The sequence below is a fragment of the Bacteroides fragilis genome, assembly GCF_019583405.1.
GTDB classification, from domain to species: Bacteria; Bacteroidota; Bacteroidia; order Bacteroidales; family Bacteroidaceae; genus Bacteroides; species Bacteroides fragilis_B.
Map to the genome: position 1 here is coordinate 95,498 of NZ_SZUU01000008.1, position 20,108 is coordinate 115,605.

At 45.2% G+C, this 20,108-nt stretch carries 11 protein-coding genes, 1 tRNA gene and 1 pseudogene; 4 read left to right on the top strand and 9 right to left on the bottom strand.

Annotated features, from left to right (window positions below; translation table 11 throughout):
* Nucleotides 1–29 precede the first annotated feature (29 nt).
* Nucleotides 30–341: a hypothetical protein gene (locus tag FDF36_RS16350; RefSeq protein WP_220392067.1), complete on the top strand. Its 312-nt coding sequence runs from the start codon at nucleotides 30–32 to the stop codon at nucleotides 339–341.
* Between the two features lie 296 nt (nucleotides 342–637).
* Here FDF36_RS16350 and FDF36_RS16355 read toward each other — a convergent pair whose 3' ends face one another.
* From FDF36_RS16355 to pckA, 6 genes and pseudogenes are all read right to left on the bottom strand, one after another.
* Complete coding sequence (locus FDF36_RS16355; RefSeq protein ID WP_220392068.1) at nucleotides 638–1,765, bottom strand: acyltransferase family protein; 1,128 nt, start codon at nucleotides 1,763–1,765, stop codon at nucleotides 638–640.
* Nucleotides 1,766–1,777: 12 nt separating this feature from the next.
* Nucleotides 1,778–2,140 (bottom strand): annotated as a pseudogene (locus FDF36_RS16360) (right-handed parallel beta-helix repeat-containing protein); the annotation flags it as partial.
* A gap of 314 nt (nucleotides 2,141–2,454) precedes the next feature.
* Entirely contained in the window at nucleotides 2,455–2,934 is a 480-nt protein-coding gene (locus FDF36_RS16365) for a DUF5018-related domain-containing protein (protein ID WP_220392069.1), read from the bottom strand.
* A 42-nt stretch (nucleotides 2,935–2,976) separates the two neighbouring features.
* The gene (locus FDF36_RS16370) at nucleotides 2,977–4,830 is read right to left on the bottom strand and encodes a RagB/SusD family nutrient uptake outer membrane protein (RefSeq protein WP_220392070.1); all 1,854 of its coding nucleotides are present in this window, start codon (nucleotides 4,828–4,830) and stop codon (nucleotides 2,977–2,979) included.
* 29 nt (nucleotides 4,831–4,859) lie between these two features.
* Nucleotides 4,860–8,015, bottom strand: a complete 3,156-nt coding sequence (locus FDF36_RS16375; RefSeq protein ID WP_220392071.1) for a SusC/RagA family TonB-linked outer membrane protein — start codon at nucleotides 8,013–8,015, stop codon at nucleotides 4,860–4,862.
* A 1,194-nt stretch (nucleotides 8,016–9,209) separates the two neighbouring features.
* Nucleotides 9,210–10,817, bottom strand: coding sequence for a phosphoenolpyruvate carboxykinase (ATP) (gene pckA, locus FDF36_RS16380; protein WP_220392072.1), 1,608 nt, complete (start codon nucleotides 10,815–10,817; stop codon nucleotides 9,210–9,212).
* A gap of 267 nt (nucleotides 10,818–11,084) precedes the next feature.
* On the opposite strand from pckA, the gene upp reads away from it, so the two are divergent.
* Nucleotides 11,085–11,738 carry a uracil phosphoribosyltransferase gene (gene upp / locus FDF36_RS16385; RefSeq protein ID WP_005811733.1) on the top strand — a complete coding sequence of 218 codons (654 nt, stop codon included), beginning with the start codon at nucleotides 11,085–11,087 and terminating at the stop codon, nucleotides 11,736–11,738.
* 125 nt (nucleotides 11,739–11,863) lie between these two features.
* Complete coding sequence (locus tag FDF36_RS16390) at nucleotides 11,864–12,733, top strand: glycerophosphodiester phosphodiesterase family protein (protein ID WP_259281466.1); 870 nt, start codon at nucleotides 11,864–11,866, stop codon at nucleotides 12,731–12,733.
* A 169-nt stretch (nucleotides 12,734–12,902) separates the two neighbouring features.
* Here the strand turns inward: FDF36_RS16390 and FDF36_RS16395 are convergent, their stop codons facing one another.
* Both FDF36_RS16395 and FDF36_RS16400 read right to left on the bottom strand, forming a co-directional pair.
* Complete coding sequence (locus FDF36_RS16395; protein WP_220392073.1) at nucleotides 12,903–13,913, bottom strand: 2-oxoacid:ferredoxin oxidoreductase subunit beta; 1,011 nt, start codon at nucleotides 13,911–13,913, stop codon at nucleotides 12,903–12,905.
* Nucleotides 13,914–13,916: 3 nt separating this feature from the next.
* Nucleotides 13,917–15,767 (bottom strand): 2-oxoacid:acceptor oxidoreductase subunit alpha, encoded by a 1,851-nt coding sequence (locus tag FDF36_RS16400; RefSeq protein ID WP_220392074.1) that lies wholly within the window; start codon nucleotides 15,765–15,767, stop codon nucleotides 13,917–13,919.
* A gap of 506 nt (nucleotides 15,768–16,273) precedes the next feature.
* Here FDF36_RS16400 and FDF36_RS16405 point away from each other — a divergent pair.
* Nucleotides 16,274–16,348, top strand: a tRNA-Arg gene (locus FDF36_RS16405).
* 67 nt (nucleotides 16,349–16,415) lie between these two features.
* On the opposite strand, the gene secDF is transcribed toward FDF36_RS16405, so the two are convergent.
* A complete protein-coding gene (secDF, locus tag FDF36_RS16410) occupies nucleotides 16,416–19,439 on the bottom strand; it encodes a protein translocase subunit SecDF (protein ID WP_220392075.1) in 3,024 nt (1,007 codons plus the stop codon).
* Nucleotides 19,440–20,108 lie beyond the last annotated feature (669 nt).

The window sequence follows — 20,108 nt, forward strand, 5'->3', positions numbered from 1 at the left end:
AAATTATCTGTTAAACGTTCTATTTTATTATGCGTGTTCCCCTTACCGAGATCACCCGTGAGCAAAGTGTCACTTTGATTATCGGACCTCTTCAGAATCGTTTCTTTAGGACCGACTGGCAGCCCGGGCGAAAAAAACGCGCCCTGCGTGTAATGTCCGATATCACATTTCCCGTCTTTGGGCTTGTTTGCTTTTACTTTGAAGGTGGAATGACGGTTCCGCCGGTAAATAGTTCCTTTTCCGGTCTCCTTCCTGCTTTTCTGTCAGTGTGCCATGCTTTGTCTGCAATGGTCAACGGGAGAAAAAGTTCTTTCGCCAAGACCCGTTTCGGATCGCAATAGGAGATATTCTGGACAACAATAGGAGATATTTCCGGAACATAAGGACATTTTAGGAAAATGCTTACTTCTTTCCGGGTAAATGCTTACTCCTTTCGGAGTAAATGCTTGCTTCTTTTTCCGAAAAGCAAGGCTCTTTTACCCCCGGAACCCGGCTTTTCACCTACGAAAGCTGCCGTTCGGCTTTTTTTTTCTCCTGAAGCATCCGAAACGGATAGAAGCTCTGTCAGCGAAAAGTGCTATTCGGTTTCTTTTTGCGCTATGATTCTGCAGATGGCTGACACTTCCGATCTTCCCACTCAGATCTTCAGGAATATCTTCTGCCTGTACATGATCCGTAGGATAAGGAATACAATCAGATAGTTGGCTAAGCTTAACCACACCTGATAATAACCGCCCAAGTATTGTTCCAGTCCGTAACTGACGGATGCTGCTATGCAACGGAAGTTGATGACCTCTCCCAAGATATAAGCCGTAATGGAGTTCATGCCGTATATTTTCAACCAGTTCAGCCCGCGGCTGTGTCCTTTGTAGTCTATCCGGTAGTAGAAGGCACCCATCAGCAGGAAGCAAAGTCCGCCGGAAAAAAGCGTCATGCTGCTTGTCCACAACCGTTTGATGATGGGCATTTGCAGACTCCATATCAGTGAGAAGGCTATCAGGGATATGCCGATTATCAGCAAGGTCTGTACCACTTTCCGGCGATTATCCTTGCCTGCTTTCATTATCTTTCCGGCAAAAGCTCCCAGCATCACGGTAGCCCCGAAAGTGAGGCTGCTCCAGATCCAGGTGTAGTTGTAGTGAGCAGAGAAGCTCCAACTGCCGTCTTCATTCCAGAACACTCCGTCGCGGAAATGCCCCAGTACCAGCCTGTCCACCTTCTCGGCAAAGTTTCCTTCCGGGGTGAAGTCGCCCAGGAAGGTCATCGGTATCCAGTAGATCAGTAATAGCAGGGCTGTGACGATCAGCTGCCAGCGGAAGTTGCAATGCAACTGTATGATGGCGGCAATCAGATAGCCTGTGGCAATGGCTTGAAGGGTGTTGGAGTATAAGTACAGATGTTTCGGGTCGAGGCCCAGCAGATTGCCCTGTACAATCATTCCGAAGATGAACAGAAGGATGAAGCGTTTGATGATTTTGCGGTAAACGGGTCCTTTGTCCGGATTGTCTTTAAACTTGGAGAACGAGAACGGCATGGAGGCTCCTGTCATGAAGAGGAAGAGAGGCATTACCAGATCCCAGAAACGGAACCCCTCCCACACTTCATGATCGAACTGGAAAAGGATGCTGTTCAGCCATGGGAGGTTGAGTTGATGTGCCAATGTCCACAATACCGGCTGGAAGAAGACCAGCAGGAAAAGGTCGAAACCGCGCAGGATGTCCAGTGAGGCCAGGCGGGGAGAGGTGGGTGATGAAGGCTTTTTCATAAGCGGAAGGGATTATTTGATCGTTGTTTTCAGATCTTTTCTTTTCATATTCTCTGTTTTTATACTCTGCCGGGGGACCTCTCCTTCGAATACGGTGCCTTCTATCACTGGCTTCTTGCAACCGTTCAGATAGAAAACGTACGGATTACCGGATGTGGTAGGAAAAGTTTCCGTGCGGACGATGGTGTTGTTCCTGAACAGGAGTCCTGCCGTACTCTTGGCGTAGAGCACCGGGTAGTCGAATGCTCTGAAGGTGTTATTCTCTATGCGGATGTTCTGGTGTACCGGGCGTTCGGCATCGATGACTTTGCTGGAGGGATGTATGGCGATCACAGCATGGCCGGGGCCTCCATTATAGGTACAGTCTATATCGGTGACGTAGATGGTATCTTTCTGCTGTGCGTGGGTGGTAGCGCAAAATAAAAAGAAGGCGGATAGGATGTGCAGATACTTTTTCATGGTATGTAGTCTCCTCTTGCTTTAAATGTATTATTGGATAAGATGAATTGGGTATCCAAAGGTATATGATTTTTCTGTATTAGTGGATTGCTTGAAGCTAAATAGAAGCCGCCGGGTTACTATTTATTTCCATAAATATGTTTACCCGACGGCTTCAGAGAACATCTGATAATTAAGCAATACTTACCTATTGAACCTGTGACTTCTACAAGTCATAATCAGCCGGGGGACTATTTGTTCAGAGTAACTTTCACTGTCCAGATTTTCTTTGTACCGTTGGCAGCCATTACGCTGTATTTATGCTCCTGGGTCCAATCGGCAGGAACACCGAACTTGGGTGAACCGTCCAATGGGGTGACGCGGGCGGCGGTAGATACATTGACGTAAACCACGAGGTTACTCAATGACACTTTAGCGCGTTCGGCCTCTGTGAATTTGCCCCCTGCGGCAGGAATTGTAAATACGGCAGTGGCTACACCGTGCTCCGAGTCGATATTGTTTGTACGGTCCAACTCTTTTTCGGCTACAATGTTTTCTCCCGTGATGGCATCCTTATCGCCGGAGTAGAAGCGGTGATAAGCACCTACTTTGGTTATTTCCGCCTCTTCGTAGGCGGGCAGATCTTCTTTACTGCAAGAACTGATGATGGGAGCACAGATCAGCAGCAGTAACATAAACCATTTGGTATCTGATAATTTGATTCTCTTCATATTATTTCCTTCTTAATTTATTTAATGAATGAACTGTTGTGTTTACCATCCCGGGTTCTGGTCGCTGTCATTGATGGCGGAGTTGGCATTGATGATGCTTTGTGTGATCGGGAACAGGTAGCGTTTCTTGGAGAATGTACGGTCGGCATTGGTATATCCTACAGTACCTACAAACATGCGATGCCTGTCTTGGCTGATCTCAACAAAGGTGGCCGGTGAACTCAATTCCGGAATGATGTCTCCTGCGGGTTTCCCGTGATTGGCTTCGCCGCCGTACATGCCCCAGCGTAACAGACTCCAGTAGTAATCGCCTTCCAGAGCCAGATCTACGTGACGCTCAATCTTATAATCGTTCCATGCGTCGGCCAGTGAAGCGGCGATGGAAGGAGGCAGATTGCCGTGGGTGGTGCGTGTCCGGTTGAATGTGGCTACCGCACTGCTCACTTTGGAGGCATCGTATTTGGCCAGTCCGAGCAAAGCTTCGGCCTTATTCAACAATGCACGTCCGTAGCGGAAGATGACATAATGGTAGTCGGTCGGATTGTTCCAGAAGATGCGTTCGGCGTTGACATAGATATATTTGCGCCAGATGTAGTTCGTTATGGGGATGTATCCGTTGCCCGGTGTCTTACCGTCTACGGCTGTCCTATGCAGGTTTCCGCCCTTATGAAGAGTGATCAGCTCATTGTAGAACATACACGAATCATACTGGATGGAGTGATAGAAGCGTTGGTCACGGTTCTTGTACATAAAGTCATTGATCTGCACGTCCGGAGCGTTGCTGTTTGTCTGATACGCCAGGCTGTTGTCATCCAGCTCTTTGGCATCTACAGCCATGTCCGCTACGTCGGCATTGGATAATGGTGTCGTGTTGTTCAGGAACTGGGTCGACTCATTCCATTTCACGCCTTGGTTGGTAATCTGGTCTATTACTAAATAATCGTCCACCAGATTCTGGGAAGGTGAGTGTTCCAGCCAGCATTCAAACACCAGGTCCTGATTGAAGAACGGACGTCCTCCGTAGTCCTCCAGGCGTTTGTTGCTCTGGTTGGGAAGCATCTCCTGCATAAGTGTACCTGCACCGTTGGTGTTATCCTTGCTGTAATATTGTGCCAGAATGATTTCGGGAGATGTCCTGGCACCATCCTGATTGAACATACTGCCGTAATTGCTGTCCAGTGTGTATCCTTGTATGCCGTCTACTGCCGCTACTGCCTGCTCGAAGAGTGACTTCTTGCGGGTGTCGTCTGTGCTGTAGGCAGCAGCTGTCAGGCATACTTCTGATTTCAGCTCACGGGCTGCATTGGCATTGATACGCCCTTGCAGGGAGGTTTCGGGCAGTCCTGCGATGGCATCATCTATATCTTTCAGGATCAGGTCGTACGTTTTGTCGATAGATTCTGTGAGCGGTAAGTTGAATTCATCCGTTTCAGCCAATACATGGTCTACCCAGATCACACGTCCGCAATGCTTGGCAATATAATAATAGGTCATTGCACGCAGCATCTTTCCCTCGGCTGCCAATGCTTTCTTATCCGCATCGGACAAGCCTGTAGACGCTTGCGATTTTTCGATGATCAGGTTACATCGGCGGATGGTGCCGAACTGGTTGAATCCCCATGACCAGTCACGGTTCATAAGATCTCTGGCTTCATTCGGGCAGTTCTGGCGCATGACCGAATTCAAGGTCCATTGCTCCTCCGTGCGGATATCGTGATAGAACGGAAGGACATTGTTGTAGGTTTGCAATACAAAAGCGTCCGCTGTCGATTTTAGGCTCCAGACGAGGTCTTCCGAATAAGATTCCATGGGCTTCGTATCCAGGAAGTGTTCACAGCTTTGGAGTGTCAGTGCTACGCAAAAGAGCGCAGGAGTGATGTATTTTATGAATTTCATATATTGTCTTCTTTTTAAGTTCATACTATTTAGAATCCTACATTGACACTGATGGAGTATACTCTTGAAACCGGATAGGTGTAGAGGTTGCCGTCGCCGATTTCCGGGTCGATGTCGAACTTATTCGCTTTACTGAAAGTCAATAAGTTATAACCATTCAGAGAAACGTTACATTTATTCATCCATGCCACTCTTTTGAGTAGTTTATGTTTGAAGTCGTAGCCGATGGATAATGTCTTCAGGCGAAGATAGCCTGTGTTGATCAGCCAGAAGTCTGAGCTGCCGTAGTTGTTACTGCCGTTGTAGCTCGCCGTACTCCTCAAACGTGGATAGCGGGCTCCCGTATTATTCGGAGTCCATACGTCGGTCTGGAAGTCATAGATAACAGGAGGATAACCGCTGCCGCTTTGGCTTCCCTGAATCATACCGCCCATATAAAGGTCGGCCGGAGTAGCTCCCTGCCACAGCATGTTCATAAACCAACCCTTATAGTTCAAGTCGGCACTGAAACCATATTGACCGCGAGGCATACTGTTTTTACCGATACGGTGTTGATCGGAACCATCAATGATACCGTCACCGTTGAAGTCATTGTATTTCAGGTCGCCTGCACCCAGGTTGGTGGAACTCTGTCTTTTAGGTGAGTTCATTATATCTTCCTGGTTCTGGTAATAGCCCAGACAGTCGTATCCGATACCCCAATATCCTTTGGCTTGAGTCGTGCGTTTGTATGGGTTTTTGGTATCTGTCTCCGCTTCATTCGGGTTGATATTCCAGTATTGATCGAAGTAAGTAAAGTTACCCGAAAGAGTGTATTCGAAATCACCTCTCTTCTCTTTCCATTGCAGAATAAACTCAGCACCCTGGCGGATGAATTCACCGTTTGACTTTACTTTGGGTAATGCGATACCCAACGGGTCAGTATAAGCTACTGCTGACGGAGAGGTCAGATAACCTTTGGTACTTTTGCGGAAATAGTCTACAGAACCAGAAAGACGATTGTTGAGTGATCCGAAGTCGAAGCCGATATTGAAGTCACGGGTGGTGTACCACGTAATATCTTTGCTTACCAGAGCGCCTTCGGAAAATCCCGGATACCAGCTTCCGTTCAGCAGGTAACCACGATCATTTAGTCCGTATGATTGGAGGTAGGCATAGCGTCCGATGGCATCTGAACCGATCTCTCCATAAGAAGCTCTCACTTTGAACTGATCGAAGATATGACGGTCCTTTAATGTCTTCCAGAAACTTTCTTCCGAGATGACCCATGCAAGAGATCCGGCATAGAATGTTCCCCAGCGTTTGCCTCGGGGGAAGTTGTCGCTACCGTCGTAACGGAGACTAACTTCGGCCACATATTTGCTGGCATAGTCGTATTTCAGTCGGGCTACTACACCGGCACGCGCTTGTTCACCTTCCGAAGAACTGTTTTTGGCTGTAGATACAGGACCTGCACCGATTTGGTCTACATCCAGCAAATACTCTTCGCGGGATAATGATGAGTCGTCAGTGAAGAGCTTGTAAGCTTCGATACCGGCTGTGGCGCTGATCGTGTGTACCTGATTGAAAGTGCGGTCGTAATTGGCAAAACCTTGCACGGTGTACGATGACCAGTTTGAGTAAGACTTACTCAGCGAAGGTTTGCCCGGATCGTTGGGATTGCCGTCCCAGTCATATGCTAAAGGTGATTTTTTCCAGCTCTTTGACTTGTCGTTGTTGATGCGGTAGTTACCCAGTGCTTTTAATCGCAAGCCCGGTACATAAGGTACACTCCATTCCAGTGCGAGGTTAGCTATGGCACTGAGGTTTTCGTTCTTAGTGTATCCGGCTTCGGGGGAGATTTCCATCAATGGGTTGTCCGGCGTGTTGAATATCTGTCCGTTCGGATTATAAGCTATTTCCCAGGGAGCTTTATTCTGGATATGTCCCCAGGTGTGATAATAGCTGTCTCCTGATTTGGCATTGGGCGATCTTAAGTCCGTCTTATAAGCTTCGATGCTGGAAGTAACTTTCAAGCCTATTTCTTTGAAGTCCGCTACAATGTTTGTACGGAAGTTATAGCGTTTGAAGCTGTTTACGTCGAACTTATAGAGTGACTTCTGATCGTAGAATCCCAGTGAAGTGTATGCTTTTATCTTTTCGCTACCGCCGGTAACGGTCAGGGTATGCTGCATTTCCGGTGCAAAGTTCTTCAAACAGAGTTTCTGCCAGTCTGTATTGGGGTACTTTCGTGGATCTGACCCGTTACGGAACAATTCCAGCTCGGCATCCGTATAAGCCGGTGCTAATCCATCATTGGTCATACTCATGTTCTTGTAGAAGGCTGCATCGTGAGCATCCAGTTTATTGGGCATATTGGCAGGTTGACTCCAGTTATAGTTAAAGTTATAATTGACGCTCATTTTTCCTGCTTTACCTTGCTTGGTGACTATCATTACAATACCATTGGCGGCACGTGCTCCGTAAACGGCGGTAGAAGCGGCGTCTTTCAAAATTGTGATCTGTTCGATATCCTCAGCATTCAGGTTGCGGAAATCGCGTTCTTCCGAGATAACATCGTCGATTACATATAGAGGAGTACCTCCACCGCGGATAGAGATACTGGAGAAATTGTTCAGACCTCCACCGCTGGTTGTAACCAATAGACCCGGCGCACGTCCCGCCAGGCTTTGGGTGATGTTTGCCGTTGGTGCTTTGATGATGTCTTCGGTGTTGACACTGGCAATGGCAGCAGTGGTTTTACGTTTGGAAGTCGTGCCATAACCTACCACGATGACTTCATCTAATGTCTTGGTGTCTTCTTCCATGGTGATGCGTAAGTCTTTGGATTTTCCGACAACGACTTCTAAAGGCTTATATCCGATGTAGCTGATTTCGAGTACGGCCTTGTTAGGGACATTCGGTATCATAAACTCTCCTTCCATATTGGTGATGGTACCGATAGTGCTTCCTTGTACTTTTACCGAGGCACCGATAATGGCTTCTCCGTTTTCATCGACTATTTTACCTGTGAGTTTCTCCGTTTTACTCTGCTGTGTGGCTGTGACAGCATATGTTTCATAAGTGTCTGCTACGGCAACTTGTGATGTCGTGCAGAATAACAGGAGACTGATGCCTGCTATTTTCAAAAAGTGCATTTCTCGAGGGCATGTGAGCTTCGGAAACAGGTTAGTTCTTTTTGTCATACATTAAATTATTCGGTTAAACATAAAAATGTGATTTGGAGGATATAGATCAGACTGTCTAATCTACATCGATTTGGGAGGATTCTTTCAGGTTCTCATAGGCATTAGCTTTTGGTTTATAATATTAAGTCTGTTCAATAACCTTGCTGAACTATGCTGATTGTTATCTGGAAAAAATAGAGCTAAATGAGATAGGTTCTTTCAGTACTTTTACCATCTGTATTAGATTGATTATTAATGGTGTATTAAGTGGAGTGTAAAACGGTGAAGATGCTTGGCCGAATATTTTAATGCTTTTGAGTGGGAGGTATAATACCTATTTTCTACCTTTTACTTATATATTCACCTGGAATATAGTTTATTATCGTTTATGGGAAGAGTTGTGAACGCTATCTGCATGTTTCTTCTGCCATTTCAGTGCTAACCGAATAAATGAAAATCTTAATGATATTAAATCTTTATTATATAAATTATGTTGGCATAAAAAAATATAGTAAAAAGTTGCAGGGATATTAACTTATTGTTATCTTTGACCCCATAATAAATACTAATAATTGCAAATACAATGGTTAACTGGTTCTAAGAGCTATCTGTTGTCTTTTCGTATAATTTCTAAGTACTGAAAGAACTTAGCCTATTTTTCTGCTGAGATTTTTATCATTATTTTTATTATATATCATTTATAAGGGTTGTCGATTCTTTCAATGTGGTTTATCGTATTCTGAGAAATTAGATAATTCCGTTCTTTCCGCAAGTATCATTTTTGCAAGATTTATTCCGTATCCGTATTGGAGGATTGTTTCGTTTGACTTTTATTTTTTCTATCTTGAAGCGGTAGTTACTTGTCAGGATGGTAATTATGTCTTTGAAGAATGAATGGACGAAATCTTAAAGAATAAGATTTGTTTTCTATCTGATGTATTGAAAATCAGGAAAATGAATAGTATGGATTTCTTATATTGCAACCTTCGTTTTAACAGAGCGTTAAAGGCAGGGTTCTGATAACAAATAACAAGTCTTTTACAAGCAGAAGGCTTGTTGTTTGCATATAGGAAAAAAGTAATATGAAAACGGTATTAACAATGTTAATTGAGAAAAGATGCTAATCGGTGGGTTTTGTAGTGCAGGATAAAAAGAAAGGCGGCTCTTTGTAGAGTCGCCTTTTGCTTATTTAAAGTTGTTAACTTTGTCTGATTAGAGTTTCGGACCAGCAGCAACCAACTTCTTACCAGCTTCGTTTCCAGTGAACTTAGCGAAGTTCTTGATGAAACGACCGGCAAGGTCTTTTGCTTTTTCATCCCACTGTGCAGGATCAGCATAAGTATCGCGAGGATCAAGGATCTTCGGATCAACACCCGGAAGTTCTGTAGGAACAACAAAGTCGAAGAAAGGAATAACCTTAGTAGGAGCTTTGTCGATAGAACCGTCAAGGATAGCGTCGATGATACCACGAGTATCTTTGATAGAAATACGTTTACCGCTTCCGTTCCATCCTGTGTTAACCAAGTATGCTTTAGCACCGGTCATTTCCATCTTCTTAACCAATTCTTCTGCATATTTAGTTGGGTGCAATGATAAAAATGCAGCACCGAAGCAAGCAGAGAATGTCGGAGTCGGTTCAGTGATACCACGTTCTGTACCGGCCAATTTAGCTGTAAATCCAGACAGGAAGTAGTACTGAGCTTGTTCCGGGTTCAAGATAGATACCGGAGGCAATACACCGAAGGCATCAGCTGACAAGAAGATAACTTGTTTAGCGTGAGGACCTTTAGACACCGGTTTAACGATGTTTTCGATGTGGTAGATAGGATAAGAAACACGAGTGTTTTCTGTTACTGATTTGTCAGCGAAATTGATTTTGCCATCAGCAGCTACTGTTACGTTCTCCAACAGAGCGTCACGTTTGATAGCGTTGAAGATATCCGGTTCACTTTCTTTATCCAGGTTGATAACCTTAGCGTAGCAACCACCTTCGTAGTTGAATACGCCTTCGTTGTCCCATCCGTGTTCGTCGTCACCGATCAATTTACGTTTCGGGTCAGTAGACAAAGTAGTTTTACCTGTACCAGACAAACCGAAGAAGATAGCAGAGCTGGTTCCTTCCATATCTGTGTTAGCAGAGCAGTGCATAGAAGCGATACCACGAAGCGGGTTCATGTAGTTCATGATTGAGAACATACCTTTCTTCATTTCACCACCGTACCAAGTATTCAGGATAACTTGTTCTTTAGTCTTCAGGTTGAAAACTGTAGCAGTTTCTGAGTTCAGACCCAGTTCTTTGTAGTTGTCAACTTTTGCTTTAGAAGCGTTGAAGCATACGAAATCAGGTTCTCCGTAGTTAGCAAGTTCTTCAGCTGTCGGGCGGATGAACATGTTAGTTACGAAGTGTGCCTGCCAAGCTACTTCCATGATGAAACGTACTTTCATGCGAGTACTTTCGTTAGCGCCACAGAAAGTATCAACAACGAACAGGCGTTTGTTAGAAAGTTCTTTAACGGCTTTAGCTTTCAGGTCAGCCCAAGCTTCTTCTGAACAAGGTTTGTTGTCGTTCTTGTATTCTTCAGAAGTCCACCATACTGAATTTTCAGAAGCTTCATTCTTAACGAAGAATTTATCTTTAGGAGAACGGCCTGTGTAAACGCCAGTCATTACGTTTACAGCACCCAATTCTGTTACTTGACCTTTTTCAAAGCCTTCCAGACCTGGTTTTGTTTCTTCAGCGAACAAAACATCGTAAGACGGGTTGTGCAGGATTTCAGTTACACCTGTAATACCGTACTTGCTTAAATCTAAATTTGCCATTTTCTTTTGAATTAATTAAAATTGGTATATTGTTTATTATCTCTTTTTTCTGGCGTTCGGAATGGAATGTTTTTAAACATCCCCTTGTAAATCGACTACAAAAGTAATGCTTTCTTTGGAAACAAAGAATATATTAGAGAAATTTTTCTTTAATAGAAACCGTTTTATGTTTACGTAACAATATCTGCAAACTGAACGTTGCAAATTGAAAGATTATCACTTACTTTGCACCGTATAAAACCTGAATATTAAAACGCAGTTGAAAAGATGAAGATTATTAATTTAAGTGAGACAAACTCAATATTGAATCAGTATGTATCAGAGATAAGGAACGTTGAGGTTCAAAACGACCGCTTGCGTTTTCGCCGTAATATTGAACGTATCGGCGAGGTAATGGCTTATGAAATGAGCAAGACGTTCGCTTATTCGGTAAAGGAGATACAGACCCCGTTGGGAATAGCACCTGTCAGTACGCCGGACAATCAGTTAGTTATCAGTACGATACTTCGTGCCGGACTGCCTTTCCACCAGGGTTTCCTGAGTTACTTCGATTATGCTGAGAATGCGTTCGTTTCAGCTTATCGCAAGTACAAAGATACGTTGAAATTCGACATACATATTGAATACATCGCTTCACCGCGTATTGATGGAAAAACTCTTATCATTACAGACCCGATGCTTGCCACAGGTGGCAGTATGGAACTGAGTTATCAGGCTATGCTGACCAAGGGACATCCTTCTGAGATTCATGTCGCTTCGATTATTGCCAGCCAAAGGGCTGTTGACCATATAGCCAGTATTCTGCCGGAAGATAAAACTACAATCTGGTGTGCAGCTATCGATCCTGAGATAAACGAGCATTCTTACATTGTTCCCGGATTGGGTGACGCGGGTGATCTTGCTTTTGGGGAGAAAGAGTAAAAAAGATAGAAAAGGTGATGGGCGGACAGCCTGCCTTCTTGCTCTCTGAATATGGATTCGGGAGAAGAAGGCAGGCTGTTTTTTTATAAAATGGTTTCTGATGGCAAACAAGAAAGGAGAGATTTATGTATCTTTGTAACCACTATAATGAAACGTGGAAAGATATAATTAAAGTGAAAAATAAATTTTCTAAAATATTCTCAATAGCTGTTTATACGTCTCTTGCTTTATCCGTCGGGGCTTGTAAGAGTGATCCCATCCGGTTGCCGGAACTGAGCGGGCATCGGGGAGCCGATTACATTGCACCGGAGAATACGTTGGCTTCGGCGGATTCTTGTATAAAATATAAGATTGACTTTATGGAGTGTGATGTTTGTATCAGCAAGGACAGTGTGTTCTATTTGCTGCACGACTCCACTTTAGACCGTACGACGAATGGATCGGGGCCGATTGCTGAATGGCTTTCGGCCGATATCGATACGCTGGACGCAGGCTCGTGGTTTGGAGAAGAGTTCAGGGAGCAGCGCGTACCCCGGTTAGAGGTTTTATTACGGAAGGCCAAACAGAATGGATTGAAGCTGACCCTTGATTATCGTTCGGGGGACTTCGGACAATTGCTCGGGCTGGTGCGCAGAGAAGGAATGCTGGAAAATTGTACATTCACTTTTTGGTCGGACACACAAGCAAAAGCATTTCGTCAGGCAGCTCCTGAAGTACGGACTTTGCAAGCGTATGTGGGAGGTGGTGCCGAACTTGATAAGGTTATAGCGGAAATAAACCCTGATATTGCGGTTATCCGGATTGATTCGCTGGATAAGCATCTGGTGGAGCGTTGTCATAAAAAAGGACTGAGAGTGCTTGCATTGGCATTGGGCGCCGATAATGTGGAAGAGTCCGATCGGAAAGCTATAGAACTTGGAGTGGATGTGTTGGCTACAGACAGACCGGAGTTATTTGTGAAGAAATACAGACCAGAGCATACATGGAAGGAATGAAACGATGCCGGGACGGGACAGATATGTCAAAACTCACCACAGAGGACACAGAGTAACACAGAGGCGATTTTAAGTTATTGATTATTAATAAAAGACTCTGTGATACTCCGTGTTACTCCGTGGTGAAAAGAGTTATGACACATCTCCATGAATTAACGGGAAAGGCGTTTTATTTTACTTCCCATGTTTCATTGATCATCAGTAACTCCTTGAAGTTGTGATACTTCTTTTTGCCTTTCACTTCATCGATTTGTTCGACAATTGCATCGTTATAGGTCGGAGCTTCCACGTCGCGAATCACACCAAGCGCAATCGGGAAATCCGGTCCTTCCATCAGTGCTAACTTCAGTTGCAGAGTGTTGTCTTGGCTGTGAGCATCGTGAACCAAGATGTCTTTCTCCGTAATGCCGTTTTCGCCTAATCTCACTACCTTCAGTCCGAAACCTTCCTGCATCAGTCCGAACTCTTTGTTCTCACCAAAGAGCATCGGTTTGCCATGCTCCAGATAGATTGCATTTTTGGAACGCCCCTCTTTGGTAGCTACCGATTCATGTGTGCCGTCGTTGAAGATAACACAATTTTGCAGAACTTCTACAACTGATGCTCCTTTATGGTTAGCGGCAGCTTTCAGGACTTCGACAGATGCCGGTCCGTCTACTGCTACACAACGCGCAAAGAAGCGTCCGCGTGCTCCGAAGCAAAGCTCTGCCGGATGAAACGGATCTTCTACGGTTCCGTAAGGAGACGATTTGCTGACGAAACCACGATCGGAAGTCGGAGAATATTGGCCTTTAGTCAGACCGTAGATGCGGTTGTTCAACAGGATCATATTCAGGTCAATATTGCGGCGTATTGCATGAATGAAATGGTTACCGCCAATAGCCAGACCGTCACCATCACCGGAAATCTGCCAGATGGTTAAATCCGGATTAGCTACTTTGGCTCCTGTTGCGACAGCAGCTGCACGTCCATGGATGGTATGGAAACCGTAAGTGTTGACGTAATAAGGTAAACGGGAAGAACAACCGATACCGGAGATTACGGCAATGTTGTGTGGAGCTACTCCCAGTTCGGCCATGGCCTTGTGCAGAGAGTTCAGGAAAGCATGGTCACCACATCCCGGGCACCAACGAGGCTGGCCTGATTTATAATCTTTTGCTGTATATACTGTTTCGCTCATCTCTTATTCCTCCAATAATTTAGTAAATGCTTCTACAAGTTCTCTCGTTACGAACGGCTGGCCCTTTACCTGGTTGAACTGGCTGATATTCAATCCGGGCACTTTCATGCGCAGATATCCTGCAAACTGTCCCAGGTTCTGTTCGGCCACCACGATCTTTTTGTATTTCTTCAGTACTTCAGCAGTGTTCTTAGGCAGCGGATTGATATATTGGAAATGGGCAAGTCCCACTTTTTTTCCGTTTTTGCGCATATGTTCCACAGCTGAATAGAGATGTCCATAAGTACCGCCCCAGCCAACTACCAACAGGTCGGCATCAGTATCGCCCTGTACTTCAAGTTCGGGGATGCTGTCGGCTATCTTTTCTACTTTAGCCTGGCGTAGAAGCGTCATTTTCTGGTGGTTCTCAGGTTCTGTAGAGATTACACCTGTTTCATTACTCTTTTCAAGCCCGCCGATGCGGTGCATGAATCCTTCTGTTCCGGGAACGGCCCAATAGCGCGCGCCGCTCTTTTCGTTACGTTGGAACGGAGTCCATGTTCCGGCCATATCCGGTGTTACATATGGCGGTTTGATAGCCGGATATTCGTCCAGGTTAGGAAGTTTCCAGGCTGCAGAACCGTTGGCAATGAAGGCGTCGGTCAGCAATACTACCGGAGTCATGTGCTCAAGAGCTATTTTGGCAGCCATATAGGTGGCATCAAAGCAGTTAGTGGGCGAAGTGGCTGCAATGACGGGCATCGGGCTTTCGCCATTGCGTCCGTAGAGAGCTTGCAGCAGGTCGGTTTGTTCCGATTTGGTTGGCATACCGGTAGAAGGTCCTCCACGCTGTACATTGATTACAACCAATGGAAGTTCGGCAATAACAGCCAGATTCATGGCTTCGCTTTTCAGGCATACACCCGGTCCCGAAGTCGTTGTCACAGCCAGATCGCCTGCAAAAGCCGCACCAACGGCTGAAGCACATCCGGCAATCTCGTCTTCACACTGAACGGTTTTCACACCTAATGATTTATGTTTTGCAAGCTCGTGCAGGATGTCGGTAGCCGGAGTAATGGGATATGATCCTAAATAGAGTTCCAGCCCGGCTTTTTCCGCAGCGGCGATTAAGCCGTAAGCCGTAGCTTTGTTACCATTGATATCGGTGTAGAGTCCTGCAGCTTTTGGAATTTTACTTTCAATTTTGTAAGTGGAAGTAGAAGCGTGCGTATTGGCTCCATAATTGTAACCGTCGTTCAGCACTTTGATGTTGGCAGCGGCAATTTCCGGTTTCTTGGCGAACTTCTCGTTCAGCATTTTTTCTGCGGCGGACAGGTTACGGTTAAACAACCAGCATACTAATCCGAGGGCGAACATATTTTTGCAACGCAGCATGGCTTTGTTGTCCAGTCCGGAGTCCTTAAGGCTTTCCTTACACATTGAGGAGATGGGGACTTCGAGTATTTGTTGTTTAATTCCCAGTTCTTCAAAAGGGTTGCCTGTTTTAAACTGTGCTTTTTCCAAATCTTTCTCTCCGAAGGAGTCGGAGTCGGTGATAACCAGTCCCTGCGATTTACAGAATTTAATTTGAGTTTTCAGTGCGGCGGGATTCATGGCTACCAATACGTGGCAATGATCACCGGGAGTGAATATTTTACTTGCGCCAACGTGTACCTGAAAACCCGACACACCTGTCAGCGACCCTTGCGGAGCACGAATATCTGCCGGATAATCGGGAAATGTACAGATGTCATTTCCAACCGTAGCCGACACGTTCGAGAAGATGTTGCCGGCCAACTGCATACCGTCGCCGGAATCGCCGGAGAAGCGGACAACCACTTCCTCTAATTCTTTAACCATCATTTCGTCTGCCATAATTCTATTTATATATTTAAATTTAGGATTAACATTAACCGGTGTTAGTGTGTTCTTAGAATATTAACCACCAGCGTGTCTTTTTTGTTTGTCACTTCCCTATATATGTGGCAGGCAAAGTTCGCAAAGTTAAGTGACTTAACAAAATCTTTTCTGATTTATCTGTAGGGCTTTATTAAAAGATACCCGTTTTGCTGCTATTTTGTTCTCCGGAGTAAGCAAAATGTCTGCATTTTGTCTGAATATAGGCATTCTGACAAACAGATTGATATTGCTTCTTAACCCTTCTTCTGACGAATTGCTCTTCAATCGGCTTGATAGGTAGATATATGATTGTATTTTAATTGAATTTTCTTTCGTTTTTTGTGTTTTGAGTTCATTCTTATGATCGCTCGTCTATTCTTTATTGATATAGGAGGTATTTGCATATTCTTCTTGTATAAATCTATTCTTCGGGGTTTGCCAAATCGGGAGAATGCGTTATCTTTGCAGTCGATATCTATCATGGCCCTGTAGTTCAACGGATAGAATAGAAGTTTCCTAAACTTTAGATAGGGGTTCGATTCTCCTCGGGGCTACCATAAAATAAAAAGCCTCCTTCGCGTTATCGCGAAGGAGGCTTTTTTATACCTTATAATATATTAGGCTTTATTCTTCTGTAGTAGTTGCCGGTGCCGAACCTTTTTTGTTTTTCAGCATCATATAAGCAATTGGAGAAGCTACGAACAGTGATGACAGTGTACCGATAACAACACCCAGAATCATTGCGAAGGCGAAGCTACGGATAGAATCACCACCCAGGATGAAGATACACAGCAATACGATCAACGTACTCAATGATGTATTGATGGTACGTGCCAGAGTTGTGTTCAGAGAGTCATCGAACAACTGTTTCACATTGCGTTTCGGATACAGACTGAAGAACTCACGTACACGGTCGAAGATCACCACCTTATCGTTGATTGAGTAACCGATGGCAGTCAGGATAGCGCCGATGAAAGTCTGGTCGATTTCCAGAGAGAACGGCATCCAACCCCAGCACAGAGAGTATGCACCCATGATCATCAGCGTATCGCTGGTCAGAGCCGCTACCGAACCCACACTGTAAGCGATGTTGCGGAAACGGAGCAGGATGTACAAACCGATGGCGATCAGGGCAAATACAACCGACCAGATAGCAGCTGTCTTGATATCGTCGGCGATACTCGGGCCCACTTTCTGTGAACTGATAATACTGCCGCCTGTGTGGTTGTCACGGTCGATGAATGTAGCCAGGGTGATGTTCTGAGTCAGCATGGGCTTCAATGCTTCGTACAGGTAAGATTCGATTTCCGAGTCCACATTGTTACCTTCGTCCTGAATGCGGTAGTTGGTACTGATACGTACAGTCTTCTTGTCGGTACCGATAGAGATAACACTTACGTTGGCATCACCGAACTTGTTAGAGATCAGCTCACGTACCTGTTCCGGTTCTATCGGATTTTCGAATTGAACCTTGAAGTTACGTCCACCGGTGAAGTCGATACTTTGGCTCAAACCGCGGGTTACCAATGAACCGATGCAGATCAGCAGGATCACACCTGTGATAGTCAGCCATTTCTTGTTGCCACCCATAAAGTCGAAGTGGGTATTTACCAGCATCTTCTTAGAGATAGGTGAAGTAAATGTCAGATTCAGCAGTTTGTCTTTGTTCATGAAGTGTTCGTAAACCAGACGGGTCATGAACACGGCTGTGAAGAATGAACAGAGGATACCGATGATCAGAGTTGTGGCGAAACCACGGATCGGACCTGTACCGAAGTAGAACAGGATGATACCGGTGATGATAGAAGTCAAGTTGGAGTCGAAGATAGCAGAGAAGGCATTTGAATAACCATCCGCCAATGCTTTCTTCACGCCCTTACCGCTACGAAGCTCTTCTTTGGTACGTTCGTAGATCAACACGTTCGCATCCACCGCCATACCGAGTGACAACACCATACCGGCAATACCTGACATGGTCAGCGCAGCCTGGAAAGATGAAAGGATACCCAGTGTGAAGAAGAAGTTCAGTACCAAAGCGCCGTTGGCAATCATACCCGGGATGAATCCGTACATAGAGCACATATAGATCATCAGCAGGATCAGAGCGACAACGAATGAGAAGATACCTGCGTTAATGGATTCCTGACCTAATGACGGACCGACGATGTCTTCCTGAACGATGTGTGCAGGAGCCGGCATCTTACCGGACTTCAATACGTTAGCCAAGTCCTTTGCCTGTTCCGGAGTAAAGTGGCCGGTGATCTGTGAGTTACCACCTGTAATCTCGTTACTTACGTTCGGAGCAGAATATACATAATTATCCAATACGATGGCGATGGACTTATTGATGTTCTGTTTGGTCAGCAATGCCCAACGGCGTGCGCCGTCAGAGTTCATCGACATGCTTACAGACGGTTTGCCATATTGGTCGTAGTCGTCTTTGGCATCGGTTACAACGTCACCTTCCAGCGGCGCTTTGCCATTACGTTCGGTCGATTTGATAGCATACAATTCAAAAGTCTGTCCTTTCGGATCGTATTCAAACGGAGAAACGCCCCATTTCAGGCGAAGATCTTTCGGCAACTCGGCAGCCACTTCTTTCATAGCGAGGTATGAATTGACAGTCGCTGTATCTTTGTAGTTTGCATAACCTACCACAGGGCCTCCGTTCGGATTTACACTCAGGATAGCCAGTAGCGGATGCTCTTTCTTCAGTTGTTCCAGATCGGCAGAAGAAGCCTGCTGTTTCTTTTCTCCGCCTTTCAGTGCGGCAGCAAGGCTGTCGGCAGCGCTGATTGTTTTATCGGGAGTAGCTTCTGTTGCAGCCAAGGCGGTTGAATCTATAGCGGCAACTGTATCGTTGGCGGTAGTTTCGTGTGCCAGGACTGCGCGGAGCTTAGAGTCGGCAGCCTGCAAGTAAGGAGCCACTTCCTTGGCGTTGTATGTTTCCCAGAATTCGAGATTGGCCGATCCCTGGAGCAACTTTCTTACACGTTCGGGTTCTTTGATACCCGGAAGTTCCACCATGATACGTCCCATTTTGTCCTCGAGGCTCTGGATGTTGGGCTGAACCACACCAAAGCGGTCGATACGTGTACGAAGCACGTTGTAGGAGTTGGTTACGGCAGCTTTTACTTCTTCTCTCAACACCTTCTCAACTTCGGCGTCAGATGATTTCTGGTTTACTTTGTCTTTGAGCTGTTGTGTTGCGAAGAGTTCAGAAAGCTTGGCACCCGGGGCAGTCTTGTGATACTCTTTAATAAAAAGCGTGATCACGTCGTCCTGGCTGGTAGTAGCTTGTTTGGCAGCTTCGGCCAGTGCTTTGTTGAAAGCTTCGTCGGGCTTGTTGTCAGCCAATGCTTTGATAACATCGGGTACAGACACTTCGAGGATAACGTTCATACCTCCCTTAAGGTCCAGACCTAAACTGATTTCCATTTCACGACACTGTTTCAGCGTATAGTTACCCAACCATACTTTCTCGTTGGAGAGAGAGTCGAGGTAGTCCTGCTCTACTTTCACATCGCCTTTCGCAAACTCTTTTGCCTTATTGGTATAATGGCGAGTCACGAAGGAGAAAGAGAGGTAGAACACGCATACCAGCGTGAGTAATACCGCAAAAACCTTTACAAATCCTTTGTTTTGCATTTTACTTTTAATTTATTATGATTACATTTTAATTGATTTCTGTCGCATACAAGGCTGCAAATATAGTTTTTTTTTCACATTCAGAAGTAATTAGGAGGCAAATATTTGAATGTGAAGGGGATTTTTGAGATGCTTTGGCGGATATTGGCGGAAGTATCGTTTGTCATTTTGGCAATATGTCAAATGAAGGCTCTCAGATTTCATTTTTTCGGCTCTTGGCACGGGTTGCTCCGGAAAAACGGCTCTATTTCGTTCCGGAGTTTATCGTATTTCCGGTTTTACCTTTCATTTCCTTTCAGAAAGAAAGCTGTGTGGACGTAAATGTTTCCGATACGTCTTCCGGGGAGGATAATCTGTCTTTTTGATGCTCCGATAAGGACTGTTGAGAGAAGGCAGTTAGAAGATTATAAGGTCCGGATAAGTGTTATTTTTCGGGACAATAGATGTAATTTGAATAACATATAGAGATGTGGGGGAAAAGAAGTAAGCATTTTCCGAAAATGCTTACTTCTTTTGGGGTAAATGCTTACTTCTTTTCCCGAAAAGAAAGGGTCTTTTTGCTCTAAATCCCGGCTCATGTCGACGTAAACCCCGGCTTTCCGGTTCCAATTCACCGTTTTTTCTTCTGTCCGGCTCCTGGTTTGAGACTTTTTTCACCGGGTATGGTTA

Coding starts and splice junctions, on each gene's coding strand:
- FDF36_RS16350 (WP_220392067.1), top strand. CDS start 30: ATGCGTGTTCCCCTTACCGAGATCACCCGTGAGCAAAGTGTCACTTTG.
- FDF36_RS16355 (WP_220392068.1), bottom strand. CDS start 1,765: ATGAAAAAGCCTTCATCACCCACCTCTCCCCGCCTGGCCTCACTGGAC.
- FDF36_RS16365 (WP_220392069.1), bottom strand. CDS start 2,934: ATGAAGAGAATCAAATTATCAGATACCAAATGGTTTATGTTACTGCTG.
- FDF36_RS16370 (WP_220392070.1), bottom strand. CDS start 4,830: ATGAAATTCATAAAATACATCACTCCTGCGCTCTTTTGCGTAGCACTG.
- FDF36_RS16375 (WP_220392071.1), bottom strand. CDS start 8,015: ATGACAAAAAGAACTAACCTGTTTCCGAAGCTCACATGCCCTCGAGAA.
- pckA (WP_220392072.1), bottom strand. CDS start 10,817: ATGGCAAATTTAGATTTAAGCAAGTACGGTATTACAGGTGTAACTGAA.
- upp (WP_005811733.1), top strand. CDS start 11,085: ATGAAGATTATTAATTTAAGTGAGACAAACTCAATATTGAATCAGTAT.
- FDF36_RS16390 (WP_259281466.1), top strand. CDS start 11,864: ATGTATCTTTGTAACCACTATAATGAAACGTGGAAAGATATAATTAAA.
- FDF36_RS16395 (WP_220392073.1), bottom strand. CDS start 13,913: ATGAGCGAAACAGTATATACAGCAAAAGATTATAAATCAGGCCAGCCT.
- FDF36_RS16400 (WP_220392074.1), bottom strand. CDS start 15,767: ATGGCAGACGAAATGATGGTTAAAGAATTAGAGGAAGTGGTTGTCCGC.
- secDF (WP_220392075.1), bottom strand. CDS start 19,439: ATGCAAAACAAAGGATTTGTAAAGGTTTTTGCGGTATTACTCACGCTG.